Raw genomic sequence first — 12,740 nt, 5'->3', positions numbered from 1 at the left:
GCCGGCATATGATATCTCGACTATACAGAATCCCATTCTATAGAGACTAGAGCTCTCACCTTAGCAAGGAGGGTTACAATACTTGAAGGAGAAAGAGTTTCAATCCAAGCCGCTATTAACCAAAAGAGAAAGAGAAGTATTCGAATTGCTCGTCCAAGATAAAACAACAAAAGAAATTGCAAGCGAGCTTTTTATTAGCGAAAAGACTGTTCGAAATCATATTTCGAATGCCATGCAAAAGCTAGGAGTCAAAGGCCGTTCACAGGCCGTAGTCGAGCTTCTGCGTATGGGTGAGCTAGAGCTCTAAAGTCAGCCGGTTTTCCTTCCATATCGGGAAGGAGCCGGTTATTTCTATATGGTTTACATGAGTCTCTTCTTGCATTTTCTTTGAAAAACGAGGAAAATAGGAATGTACGTTTTAATTAAAGTGAGATGCTATAGTGAGGTATCAATGAAATGGAAACGAATGAGTTCGACCATGTAGCAGAAATTGAAAAATCATTGCGCCATATTGCTGCAATTATTAAGCAAAAAGGCAGAGAAATCCTGAATCAATATACGATTACACCTCCTCAATTTGTAGGGCTTCAGTGGCTTTATGAATTCGGAGATATGACAATAGGTGAGCTATCACAAAAGATGTACTTGGCTTGCAGCACAACCACCGACTTAATTGATCGAATGGAAAAAAGTGAACTTGTCGAACGAGTAAAAGACCCATCTGACCGCCGCGTGGTTCGCATTCATTTATTGCCAGAAGGCGAGCGGATCATTCAAGAAGTGATTGTCAAACGCCAAGAATACGTCAGTGAACTTCTAGGGGCTTTCTCAGAAGAAGAAGCCATCGTTTTCAACCAATCCTTAACGAAACTACAGCAGCAAATGAAAAGAAAATGAGGCGATTTTGTTGGATCAACCAATCGGCGTCATTGATTCCGGCGTCGGCGGTTTAACCGTTGCAAAGGAAATCATGAGACAACTGCCAAAAGAAAAAATCATTTACGTAGGCGATACAAAACGATGTCCATATGGCCCGCGGAAAGAAGAAGAGGTTCTTCAATATACTTGGGAAATGGCACACTACTTATTAAGACATCATCATATTAAAATGCTCGTCATTGCATGCAACACAGCGACGGCGATCGCACTCGATGAAATCAAAGCAACGCTTGATATTCCGGTCATTGGCGTGATTCAGCCCGGCGCCCGTACAGCGATCAAGGTGACAAACAACCAGCAGATTGGTGTCATTGGTACAGCCAATACGATCAAAAGCGAGGCATACAAAGAAGCACTGTTATCCCTAAAAGCAGGACTAGCGGTTCAAAGCCTGGCATGTCCGCTGCTTGTTCCATTTGTGGAAAGCGGCACGTTTTTAGATCAGACAGCAGATGAAGTGGTGAAAGATTCCCTTGAACCGATGAAAGAAACAGGAATTGATACGCTCATCCTTGGCTGTACACACTATCCGATTTTAAAAGAGCCGATTCAGCGCTTTATGGGCAGTGATGTGAGCATTATTTCATCAGGGGATGAGACAGCTAGAGAAGCCAGTACGATTCTTTCATATAAAGGGCTGTTAAACACTTCTCAAGAAGCACCTGTTCATACATTTTATACAACAGGACAACAGCAAAATTTTGAAAACATCGCTCGTGACTGGTTTAGCTACCTGCCAGGGAAGGTCGAAACCGTATCACTTGAACACATCTATCAGCAATAACCCGCTTCTTCTTGAGGTGGGTTATTTTTTTATGAAAAGGGTCTAATCCACATGAGGAGCTCGTATACATAGTAGTACAAACTACTAGAGGAGGGTGAAGTATGCTGAAAAAAGGAACTACAGCAGCTGTGACGTGTATTGCGTCAGCCATGCTTTTGTCAGGATGCGGATTGTTTCAAACAGACCAAGCGAAAACAGAGATTGATCCACCACAAAATGTCACATATGTGAAAGAAAATAAAGAAGACAAACAAACAGCCAAAGAAGGAAAAGAAGAGAAGAAGGCAGATACAGTCATGAGAGAATTATATTTAATTGATAAAAACGGGTATGTCGTCTCTCAATCCATTCCGCTGCCGAAAAACGAAGGAAGTGCTAAACAAACCCTTGAATATCTCGTGGACGGGGGACCGATTTCTAACCTCATGCCAAATGGATTCCGAGCTGTTTTGCCGGCTGACACGAGCGTATCTGTCGACATTAAAGACGGAACGGCCGTTGTGGATTTTTCAAACGAATTCAAAAACTATAAAAAAGAAGACGAACAACGCATCCTGCAATCTGTCACTTGGACGTTAACGCAGTTTGATTCTGTCGCCAAAGTCAAATTGAAAATGAATGGACATGAACTAAAAGAAATGCCTGTGAACGGTACACCGATCTCCGATGATTTAAGCAGAGAAGACGGTATAAATATTCAGCACGAGGCTGCTGCTGATATGACATCGACAAAGCCAGTGACGGTTTACTACTTAGCTGAATCTGATGAACAGACGTACTATGTTCCTGTGACCAAAAGAGCGCCAAAAGACGAGGATGATCCGATTACAGCAGCGATTGATGAGCTCGTCTCTGGACCAAGCAAAAAAAGCCATTTGCTCACAGACTTTGATCAAGATGTAAAGCTGAATGATGTCCCGAAAGTAAAAGACGGACATGTGACACTTGATTTCAACGAATCCATTTTTGGCAGTGCAGATGAAAAGAAAAAGGTCATTTCACAAAAAGTTCTTGATAGCATTGTGCTCACATTAACAGAGCTGCCGGACGTCAAAAGCGTATCCGTCAAGGTAAACGGCAAGGCTGAGCTTGTGAACGAAAAAGGAACAGAGCTCACAAAGCCGGTTTCAAGACCAGAACAAGTGAATACAGGTAGTTTTTAACGGCACACATTGATATAATGGAGAAAAAGAGGCATGCATATTCGCTGCCTCTTTTTTATTCCAAGCGATTAGAACGAGCCGAGGTTGTCAAAGTTAGTAGGAGAACCCCGCTGTCACCCGCGCGGAATGTATATCGTAACGGAGGTAAATCATGAGATTAGATGAAAGACAATATGACGAATTAAGAAAAGTTGAAATAGAGGCAGGCTACATTACGCATCCAGAAGGCTCTGTCTTAATCTCAGCGGGCAATACGAAGGTGATTTGTAACGCATCCATCGAAGACCGCGTACCTCCTTTTTTAAGAGGAGAAGGAAAAGGCTGGATTACAGCAGAATATAGCATGCTTCCAAGAGCAACCGCACAAAGAACCATGAGAGAATCATCTAAAGGAAAAGTCACCGGACGTACAATGGAAATTCAGCGCTTAATTGGACGAGCACTCCGCGCAGTCGTTGACTTAGAAAAGCTTGGCGAACGCACGGTTTGGATTGACTGTGATGTCATTCAAGCAGACGGCGGCACACGCACAGCATCTATTACCGGTGCTTTTGTCGCCATGACACTTGCGATTCAAAAGCTTCGAGCAGAAGGAGTCATCAAACAAAACCCGATCACTGATTATTTAGCGGCGATATCCGTCGGAATTGATTCTCAGCAGGGTCTTCTGTTAGATTTAAATTATGAAGAAGATTCTTCAGCTGAAGTAGATATGAATGTCATCATGACAGGCGCTGGACGCTTTGTTGAACTTCAAGGTACAGGCGAAGAAGCGACATTCTCAAGAGAACAGCTAAACGGACTGCTTGATTTAGCCGAAAAGGGCATCAAAGAATTAATCGAAAAGCAAAAAGCAGTGACAGGAGAAGTCATCGAATAAAGAGAAGGGTTTGATCAGGATGAAAACAGCCATCATTGCAACGCACAATGCGGGCAAAGCGAAAGAATTCAAAGCCATTCTTGAGCCAAAAGGATTCACGGTCAAAACACTAGCAGACATTGGCTTTACTGAAGAGATTGAAGAAACAGGACAAACCTTCGAAGAAAATGCCATTATCAAAGCAGAGGCCATTCAAGCCAAAGCAGGTGAAATGGTCATTGCAGACGATTCCGGTTTGTCGATTGACTATCTTGGCGGAAAACCTGGCGTATATTCAGCGAGATACGCTGGTGAGCATAAAGACGATGCTGAGAATGTGGAAAAAGTGCTGAGCGAACTTCAAGGCATTGAAAAAGAAGACCGCACAGCTAGATTCAGATGTGCCCTTGCTGTCAGCATACCGGGCAAAGAAACAAAGACGATAGAAGGATCAGTAGAAGGCTTCATCGCAAAGGAACCAATCGGCGAAAACGGCTTCGGATATGACCCGATTTTCATCGTCAAAGACAAAGACCAGACGATGGCCGAATTATCACCAGAAGAGAAAAACAAGATCAGCCATCGAGCGGTCGCGCTTCAAAAGCTTTCATCACTGCTAGACGCAAATGAATAAGGGGGAATGAAGCCATGAAGATACTCATCATTAGTGACAGTCATGGACTCGCAGACGAACTTCAAACCATTGCCAAACGGCATGCGGCTGAAGTCGACATGATGATTCACTGCGGAGATTCAGAACTCGAAACGAACCACCCAGCACTCGAAGGATACAAAGTCGTCAAAGGAAATTGTGACTTTTTGGGCGATTTTGAAGAAGAGCTCCTTCTCCCACTTGATGGAGGCGGAAAACTATTTCTCACTCACGGACATCTACATGGCATCAAACAATCCTTGCTTCAAGTCTACTACCGTGCAGAAGAGCTAGGCGCAGACATTATCTGCTTTGGCCACTCGCACATCCCAGGCAGTGAGCTGCTAAGAGGAAAACTGCTTATTAACCCGGGCAGCGTGCACCTGCCAAGAATGCGTAAAGAGCGCAGCTATGCGATACTGACACTAGATGGAAGCGAAGCAAACGTACAGTTTTTCACAGACGAAGGTCAGGTCATACAAGACCTCGAAAACACTGTCACATTGGAAGGTATTTCATAAGGGTGCAGCATTTGCCCCTTGTGAAAAAACTTTCGAAAAACCGTTGACTTTAAAGAACAATAGTAATATAATAAATCTTGTCGGTGAGGTACTCACCAACAGAACACTACATAACAACATGTCCCAGTAGCTCAGCTGGATAGAGCAACGCCCTTCTAAGGCGTCGGTCGGGAGTTCGAATCTCTCCTGGGACGTAATTATTTACAGTATCAAGCCTTGATATGACATGGTTTTGGGCTGATAAGGGATGCTAACGCAGATTAGAACACTGTGGGAGTATCCCCTTTTTTATGCCTACAAATATTTCAGCAACTGTTCTGTTACCTCCAATTCATTTTTTAACTGGAGGAGACAGTATGACAAAGAAAAAAGGCATCTTTGATGTAGATGCAGACATTAATCTGTTTAAACAAGGAAATATTACAGGTATACAGGAAAAGTTATCAGGTGCTAAGGCATCTACAACAGTTACAACAAGTAAGAGAGATGGCTAAGACTTAGACAATGTTATGAATATAATTATTCAGCAAATGACAGTTAGTGGATACAGAGAGAGGACTATTACTGACTACATCAGCTATATGGCTCACTTTAGGAAGGCTACAAATGTAGAATATATTGAGGATATTACAACAGATAGCATATATCTGTGGCTTGATTCAATGGCTGTTTCAAATCAGACTAAGCTAACAAGATTAAAATGTCTCAAGGCTATATTAGGTAAATGTTTCAATAATGGGTGGTTCAGCTCAAAGTTTTGGCATGGCATCAATATCAAAGTTGATAAGCAGGTTAAAAAAGGTGCTAAAAAAGATGATGTAATGGTTCTGTTATCTTTGTTAGACTTAAATATAGGTTTAAGGGATGCTGTAGCAGTCCTTACTCTTTATAGAACAGGTGTAAGGATTAACACACTTGGGCAATTAGAAGAAAGACACATTGATTTTGAAAATAAGTTACTCTGTATGGAAGGTACAATTTTAAAAAATCATAAAATTTTAAAGTTACCTCTTGATGATGAATTGTTACATTTGTTAATGATACTTATAAGCCAAAACAATAAAATTAGAGCCTATTATGGTCAAAGAAACTCATACTTATTTATTGGGTACAAAGGAACTTCTCTTAATACAAAGTTAACAAACAATGCTATTTCTAAGCAATTAAACAAATATGCTAAAAAGTATAACTTACAGAATATTAATCCTCATGCCCTTAGAACGGGTTATGCAAAGAGCTTGTTAGACAAAGGGGCAAACCTTGCATTAATCTCGAAAGCCTTAGGACATTCAAATTTAGCTGTAACAACTCAGTATCTAGATTTAGATGTTGAGGAAGTTGTTGATAACCTCAGGGAATATTTATAAGTGTCTTTACCTCCTGCTAAATTTGGTAGGGGGTTGGCTTTTAAAATTATCCACTCTCTAATGAGCTGTATTATAAAAATGCAGAAAAGGGTTCAAGTCTTTTAATATTTTATTTAGAGGTTAATACAGACACATTATAAATATTGTATGAGGAGCTGTTAGGATGGGCTGGACAATAGGTTATATGAGGGGAAGTACAGATAAGGAGTCACAAAAGTTTGACAGACAGCAAGTACAGTTAGAGGCTTTGGGGTGTAATCATATCTATGCAGACAGAATATCAGGAGCAAAGAGAGACAGACCTGAACTTAACAGGATGCTCTCTGATCTACAGGCAGGAGATACAGTTTACATAGTGGAGATTTCAAGATTGAGCAGGAGTACAAAGGACTTACTTGAGATAGTGGAGGCAATTAAGACAGCAGGAGCATCCTTAAAGAGTATTAATGACTCTTGGCTAGATACATCTACAGAAAATCCAATGTCAGACTTTCTTTTAACTGTAATGGGAGCTTTAGGGCAGATGGAAAGGCAGATGATACAACAGAGGATTAAAGAGGGTGTCAAAGTAGCTCAGGAAAAAGGAGTTAAGTTTGGCAGACCAACAGCTAACAGGAACAAGGTAGTCTATGCCTTGGAGCTGTATCATTCAGGTAGGCACACTACCAGAGAAATAGCAGACATTACAGGGGTCAGTAAGGCTACATTATATAGAAAGTTAAAGGAGCAGGCTTAAGTGCCTAGCTCTTTTTTTGTAAAATTTTGTTGAAAAAAAGAGGGTTTAGTGTGTAGAATTGTAATTATATTGTAGTAGTTGTAAAGGTTGTGTAAATAATATGCCTGAAAGAAGAAATTTAACACCTCAGGAAAATGCCATATTGTTAGCTGAGGTTGGGAGTTTGTGTCCTATTGATGCAAAAACTTTAACTTATGAAAAGAAGGGTAGACAGTATAAGTCATGGGAAGGTGCTCATATATATCCTCTAAATCCTACAGAAGAAGAAATAGAATTATTAAAGGATGAGGAGAGAATACATGAGGATGTAAATAACATAAGAAATTTTATAGCTTTGTGTAAAGAATGCCATACAAGATATGACAATCCCAGAACAGTTGAAGAATATAGGCAGTTATTAAGCATAAAGAAAAATATCTTGTCAAAAAAAGAGACAAGGTCAAAATATGCTGATTACCAAATAGAAAAAGAAATAAAAGAAGTTATTAAATCATTGGTGGAGGAGTCAGATGAGGAATTATACACCCCATTAAATTATGATGCCTTACAATTAGATATTAAAGCTGATGATACATTATCCAGAATGACAAAAAATAGAATCAGGCATGAGATAACAGAAAATTATATATATATTAGACAACTGTTTAAAGAAATGGACAGCCAATACCCCAGAAAATTCAAGTCTATAGCATCCCAAGTTAGGTCATTCCATGACAATATGAGTGTAACAGAGCCTTCTCAGGAGGTTATGTATGATCTTCTTACTGAGTGGTTGTATAAAAAAACTGGAAATATTTCTAAAGGTGCTTGTGCCATTATCATCTCATTCTTTATTCAAAATTGTGAGGTGTTTTCATGATAGTACCTAACAAAGTAATTAGATTTAATGAGTCAATTATTGGAAAAATGACCATTATTCTTAACTTTTTATCAGAGAAAGAAATGACAGTAAAGGAACTGTTTTTTATAACTCAAGATTACTTTGATGAAATTGATGAATTCATATATTCACTTGATGCTTTGTTTCTACTTGATGCCATTCAAGTAGATTTTGATAAAGGAGTAGTTACATATGTTAACTAGGATAAAAAGTGCAATATTTGCAGAAGGAACTATAGATTTCCATGAAGGGTTAAATGTTGTATTAGGGGATAACAAAGGCTCTAACTCTATTGGTAAATCAACTTTACTTATGATTATAGATTTTGTTTATGGTGGTAATACATATATTTCCCACAATAGTGATGTTGTTGCAAACTTAGGACATCATGAGTTTGGCTTTACATTTGAATTTAATAAGACTAAATACCATTATGTAAGAGGCACAGAAAATTCAGAGGTTGTCTATGAGAGCAATAATAAATATGAAAGATTAGTTGGAATCAGTGTTGATGACTTTACAAAGCAATTAAAGAATTTTTATGAACTTGAATCAGAGCAATTAAGTTTTAGATCTGCTGTGAGTAACTATTCTAGAGTTTGGGGCAAAGAGAATAATAATGTTAAAAAACCATTACATAGCTTTGCTCAAGAAAAATTCACTCAAACTGTAACCAGTTTGATTAAGCTTTTTAATGAATATGATGCCATTGAATTACAGGACAAGGCAGTAAAGAATCTTGAAGATCAAAGAAAAGTATTAAATAAGGCAGGTAAACACAAGTTAATTCCTAAAATAAATAAAACTAAGTTAAAGAAGAACTTAAAAGAAATAGAGGCATTAACTAAAGAAATAGAAAGAATAGGGAAAAGTGCATATAGCGGCTCAGGTGATATTAGTGAGATTGTTTCAGGAGAAATGATAACAATTAGGGAAAAAAAGAAAAAACTTATAGATGAAAAAGAGTATTATGTTTCAAGGTTAAATAGAACAAATAAAACTATTGAGAAATCTTCAGTTGCTGGCTTTGAAAGCCTCTTAGAATTTTTTCCAAATGTAAATGTTGATAAATTACATAATATAGAATCATTTCATCAAGGCATCAGCTTTATACTTACTGATGAATTAGAGAATGCCAAAAAAGAACTGGCAGATAAAATAAATGAGCTAAATAAAGAAATTGATAAAGTAGTTAAAAAGCAAGATCAGCTATTAAAGCCAGATGAGGAACTTACTGTATTTATTGATAGTTTGATTGAAATGTCCTCAATGCTAAAGAATTTACAGCTTGAAAATGATTACTACAATAAATTGGCAGTAATAAAAGAAGATATTAAAACCAAGAAAAGTGAGCTTGAAGAGTTAAAGGAAAAAATTGTTGAAAGAATTAGCAGGGCAATCAATAAAAAACTAACAGAGATTAATGACTTAATTCATGAGGATAAAAGAACAGCTCCTAAGTTAAATTTGTCTTATAACAAATATGATTATGAGGTCTTTGATAACACAGGAACAGGTAAAGCATATGCCAATCTTATTATTTTTGACTTAGCAATACTCACACTTACTAAAATGCCATTTATAATGCATGACTCCTTTTTATTTAAAAATATTGAAAATGAGGCTGTTGAACATATTATAAAATTTTATAATTCAATTTCTAAACAAGTGTTTGTAGCAATTGATAATACTGATATGTACAACAAAGAAACTCAGAAGATATTAGAGGAGAAAAAAGTAATTCAGCTATCTAATGAAAAGTTATTAACCACTAAGGATTGGGGAGATAAGAGTAAGAAAGAAACTGAGTAAAAGTGTGATTAAATATAGCAATAGAAAGTATTATTAAGATATTATGCTAACTTAAGGGGAGCGCTTACATAGAATATTTTGGAGGCTTATTATAAATACTGCTGTTGAAGAACCATCTCTAAAAGAAGAAGAGTTTAACCAAGTTCTAGGTTTATGGTTGATACTCGGGGTTCAAGTAATGGTTGTCGGAGCTTTTTTGTATACTGGTATACATTATGCCCAAAAAATTTTAAGTTCGAACAAAAACTACAAATTATTAGAAAAGCTTTTTTATAGCTATCTTTTAGAGAAAAACTTGAATACTTCAGTAAATAAAAAAGCAAAAAAGTCTAAGAAGAGAAAATAAACAAAAAATTTGCAACTAATCAATAAAATGTTATTAACCAAGAGCACAGAAATAATAAGCTATTTTAAGATGTCATGATTACAATAGGCTTCGGCCACGGAATGTATCCAAGCTTTTGGGGACTAGATGAAAATGGAGAACCTGCTTGCCTTGTGACGGATTTTCTTATCATTGAATGACGAGAAACCCATGAAATCATGGGTTCTTTTTTTGTTCTTTGATCATAATTTCAGTGTGTTCATAGATATATCATCAAGTGTATAATGAGGTTTTATACGAAAGTGACTTCAGCCACTTTCGTCCTGCGAACGATTTTAAGAGCCAATTAGTCCCGGCGAAATTTGTTCAACTCTTGCCCAATCAAATATGGTTTCGATTTGCATTTGATTCTTACAGTTTATTTTTAATAACCCTTCATTCTCTGTTGTGCTAATCTCAAAATGATGAATTATATTATTATTTCCTAAGTGATTAATTTTTAAATCCGTTACACCAATGAATGATAATTCAACGTAGACAACATCAAAATTTCCCCAACGTTTAGGTTTATTCTTCACGGAGTCTTTTGTCATTAGTCTTATAAATAGGGTAGGACCATCTCTGTTTAAATCAACATTCATGATTTCTGCGTTTTTAAAATGAGGGATCCCCCCGAAAATTTGAGTCATCGCTTGTGGGTTCATAAATTTTTCTTCTCTAATCATTTGGATACTCCTCGTTTGGGTTATTTATTGTTTCTTCTTTCAAAATAATAATGGTCTTCTACACCTTCAACTTTACCATTGCGTGTGTTGTTTTCAGGTCTTACATTGTGGTGTGAAGGTTGATTTCCGACGCCACCTTCTCCAAAATCGTGACCATTTGAATGATCCTGAATAACAATCTTCTTACCATTAACTTCATACGTAAGTTCTCTCGTAAGAATTGGTTGGTTTTTTTCATTTAATAATCGTTTTCCATTCTTATCTGTTAAGGGCACCATCTTTTGACTTTCAGGATTCTGTGTTCTTGGTATATTTAATTGGCGTTTAATTTCTTTTAAACTAGCTTTTCTAGATTCATGATGGTTTTTATTTAAGTTTTTCGGTACGTCTAGTGTTGCTTTAGTTTTTAATTTATTACTTACACCATTTAGCCCAAACGGCAAAAGTATTCCAAGCGCCGCGTTCATACTCGCTTCCTGCTGTTCTTTCGAAATCTTATTTCCAAACATGTCTCGTCCTGTGATCGCTTCGCTGAAGCCATTGGTGGCGGTGAGGCCATATAAACCTTTTTGAGATGTTTTCAGGGCGTCAAAGGATTTTTGTGATGTCTTGTAGATGTCGACTGCCCTAACTGCGGCTGACGTGGCTTGAGTCGTTTTGTAGACAGCTTTTCCGCCTTTGAAAATGCGCCCTGCCCAACCCACGATAGGGATGTAGCCGGCTGCTGCCATGCCGCCTGCCGCGACTCGCTGGCCTGCGGTGAGCTCTTCGCCTGTGATTGGATCAACGCCTGTTGCAGCACGTTTTGCATCGTTCACACCTGTCAATTCATTGACGATATTTCCGCCATAATCAAGTGCTTTTTCATACCAAGGGCGGTTGGCGAGTGCTTCTTGTTCTTTTGCGATCTCGCGGGCTTCCTCTTGTTCTTTTTTGATTTTCAGATATTCAGAAGTTTGCTTCTCAATATCGCTTTTTGCCTTGTAGATTTCACTATTTTGATACGCTTTTTTGTCAAAGTTCATAGGCGAAATGGATTTTCCGTCATTTGTCGCATTCATCATTTCTGCGTACAATGCCATTGTAGCTTGCTGCTCCGTCTCTGACAAAGCATATTCATCTTTTAAATTTTGATCAAGCTCTCGTAGGTCTTTCACTGTCTTTTTTCGCTCGTCTTCCGCATCTGCAATTTTTTCATCAAAGGTTTGACTATCAAATACCTCTAGAGAAATGAGGTCGTCGATGTCTTGAAAAATCGTTTTAAGCGCCTTTTTTTGATCCTTCACAATGCTTTTGGCATTTTTGATGCCCATATGTACAGCGTTGTCTAAAAAGTGTTCTTCTACAAAGGTGTCGCCGCCAAAGTTTGTATCATCTAGTGTCCCAGAAACACCTTCATGAAAGGCTTTTTGCTTATCAATGAAGCTGATAAACATATCTACATTTCCAGCCAGTTCTTTATAGAAGCTTTTAATGTTATCGGCACCTTTTCCAGTGAAATCATCACCGAGGTTAGCCACGCCTTGAAGTGTCTTTTTTAAATCTACCATTTGTTCACGGAGTTCCTGGTAGTGTTTTGCCCTTGCATCCATGGCACTTGTTAGTGCTTTTGCATCAAGTATTTTGCCCAGAAAGGTTCACTCCCTTCTCACATAAGTATGTTTTATTTTAACAATATAAAAAAATGTAATGAATAGGAAAAAAGTAGTGAGTGATAAAGCTTTAAATACATTCTATTGGTCAACACTTTGCTGAAGTAGTATGACCTCTCCATGAAAGAAGTCAACGCTTTCCTATCCTGGTACAAAAAGCGTGATGCCGGAGAAGGACCAGGGTTTTATGAAATTGATGAGCATGACAACAATAAAGGTCCCTTTGAAAGTAAAAAGGATTATGTGGTGTTCAAAAACATTCTCATGTTCGAAGTCAATAAATATAAGAAGTAATTGAAATCAAAGCCATCTAAGCAAACTAGGT

The 12,740-nt window shown here is 37.9% G+C and carries 16 protein-coding genes, 1 tRNA gene and 1 pseudogene; 16 read left to right on the top strand and 2 right to left on the bottom strand.

Features of this window, described 5'->3' with window-relative positions:
* The first annotated feature begins 82 nt into the window (after positions 1–82).
* From gerE to C6W21_RS19445, 15 genes are all read left to right on the top strand, one after another.
* The gene (gerE, locus tag C6W21_RS08665) at positions 83–307 is read left to right on the top strand and encodes a spore germination transcription factor GerE (protein ID WP_003184172.1); all 225 of its coding nucleotides are present in this window, start codon (positions 83–85) and stop codon (positions 305–307) included.
* A gap of 149 nt (positions 308–456) precedes the next feature.
* Positions 457–897: a MarR family winged helix-turn-helix transcriptional regulator gene (locus tag C6W21_RS08660; protein WP_003216546.1), complete on the top strand. Its 441-nt coding sequence runs from the start codon at positions 457–459 to the stop codon at positions 895–897.
* A 7-nt stretch (positions 898–904) separates the two neighbouring features.
* Positions 905–1,723, top strand: a complete 819-nt coding sequence (racE, locus tag C6W21_RS08655; RefSeq protein WP_411266017.1) for a glutamate racemase — start codon at positions 905–907, stop codon at positions 1,721–1,723.
* Between the two features lie 101 nt (positions 1,724–1,824).
* Positions 1,825–2,886 carry a GerMN domain-containing protein gene (locus C6W21_RS08650; RefSeq protein WP_106050005.1) on the top strand — a complete coding sequence of 354 codons (1,062 nt, stop codon included), beginning with the start codon at positions 1,825–1,827 and terminating at the stop codon, positions 2,884–2,886.
* A gap of 151 nt (positions 2,887–3,037) precedes the next feature.
* Positions 3,038–3,766: a ribonuclease PH gene (rph, locus tag C6W21_RS08645; RefSeq protein WP_106050004.1), complete on the top strand. Its 729-nt coding sequence runs from the start codon at positions 3,038–3,040 to the stop codon at positions 3,764–3,766.
* Positions 3,767–3,776: 10 nt separating this feature from the next.
* Positions 3,777–4,379: an XTP/dITP diphosphatase gene (locus tag C6W21_RS08640; RefSeq protein WP_189318158.1), complete on the top strand. Its 603-nt coding sequence runs from the start codon at positions 3,777–3,779 to the stop codon at positions 4,377–4,379.
* Between the two features lie 14 nt (positions 4,380–4,393).
* Positions 4,394–4,918 (top strand): YfcE family phosphodiesterase, encoded by a 525-nt coding sequence (locus tag C6W21_RS08635; protein WP_106050002.1) that lies wholly within the window; start codon positions 4,394–4,396, stop codon positions 4,916–4,918.
* A 120-nt stretch (positions 4,919–5,038) separates the two neighbouring features.
* Positions 5,039–5,112 (top strand) — tRNA-Arg (locus C6W21_RS08630).
* Between the two features lie 162 nt (positions 5,113–5,274).
* Positions 5,275–5,412, top strand: a complete 138-nt coding sequence (locus C6W21_RS19225; RefSeq protein WP_223249542.1) for a hypothetical protein — start codon at positions 5,275–5,277, stop codon at positions 5,410–5,412.
* A gap of 15 nt (positions 5,413–5,427) precedes the next feature.
* Entirely contained in the window at positions 5,428–6,285 is an 858-nt protein-coding gene (locus C6W21_RS08625; RefSeq protein ID WP_223249541.1) for a tyrosine-type recombinase/integrase, read from the top strand.
* 163 nt (positions 6,286–6,448) lie between these two features.
* Positions 6,449–7,021: a recombinase family protein gene (locus tag C6W21_RS08620; protein ID WP_044139963.1), complete on the top strand. Its 573-nt coding sequence runs from the start codon at positions 6,449–6,451 to the stop codon at positions 7,019–7,021.
* Between the two features lie 100 nt (positions 7,022–7,121).
* Positions 7,122–7,880 (top strand): ABC-three component system protein, encoded by a 759-nt coding sequence (locus C6W21_RS08615; protein ID WP_044139964.1) that lies wholly within the window; start codon positions 7,122–7,124, stop codon positions 7,878–7,880.
* Entirely contained in the window at positions 7,877–8,104 is a 228-nt protein-coding gene (locus C6W21_RS08610) for an ABC-three component system middle component 7 (RefSeq protein WP_044139965.1), read from the top strand. Before C6W21_RS08615 ends, C6W21_RS08610 begins: the two co-directional genes overlap by 4 nt.
* Positions 8,094–9,713, top strand: a complete 1,620-nt coding sequence (locus C6W21_RS08605) for a DUF2326 domain-containing protein (RefSeq protein WP_044139966.1) — start codon at positions 8,094–8,096, stop codon at positions 9,711–9,713. Before C6W21_RS08610 ends, C6W21_RS08605 begins: the two co-directional genes overlap by 11 nt.
* 420 nt (positions 9,714–10,133) lie before the next feature.
* On the top strand, positions 10,134–10,238 hold the full coding sequence (locus C6W21_RS19445) for a DUF4241 domain-containing protein (RefSeq protein WP_080772955.1): 105 nt from the start codon (positions 10,134–10,136) through the stop codon (positions 10,236–10,238).
* A 135-nt stretch (positions 10,239–10,373) separates the two neighbouring features.
* Here the strand turns inward: C6W21_RS19445 and C6W21_RS08595 are convergent, their stop codons facing one another.
* Positions 10,374–10,763 carry an immunity 50 family protein gene (locus tag C6W21_RS08595; protein ID WP_044139967.1) on the bottom strand — a complete coding sequence of 130 codons (390 nt, stop codon included), beginning with the start codon at positions 10,761–10,763 and terminating at the stop codon, positions 10,374–10,376.
* A 20-nt stretch (positions 10,764–10,783) separates the two neighbouring features.
* Complete coding sequence (locus C6W21_RS08590; protein ID WP_106050001.1) at positions 10,784–12,355, bottom strand: T7SS effector LXG polymorphic toxin; 1,572 nt, start codon at positions 12,353–12,355, stop codon at positions 10,784–10,786.
* Positions 12,356–12,523: 168 nt separating this feature from the next.
* Here C6W21_RS08590 and C6W21_RS08585 point away from each other — a divergent pair.
* Positions 12,524–12,709: pseudogene (locus tag C6W21_RS08585) on the top strand (Kelch repeat-containing protein); the annotation flags it as partial.
* Between the last annotated feature and the right edge of the window lie 31 nt (positions 12,710–12,740).

Origin of the sequence: Bacillus sp. NMCN1 (assembly GCF_002998085.1) — a bacterium.
GTDB lineage: Bacteria > Bacillota > Bacilli > Bacillales > Bacillaceae > Bacillus.
The sequence above is the reverse complement of the archived record's forward strand: the minus strand, read 5'-3'. Positions and strand labels throughout refer to the sequence as shown.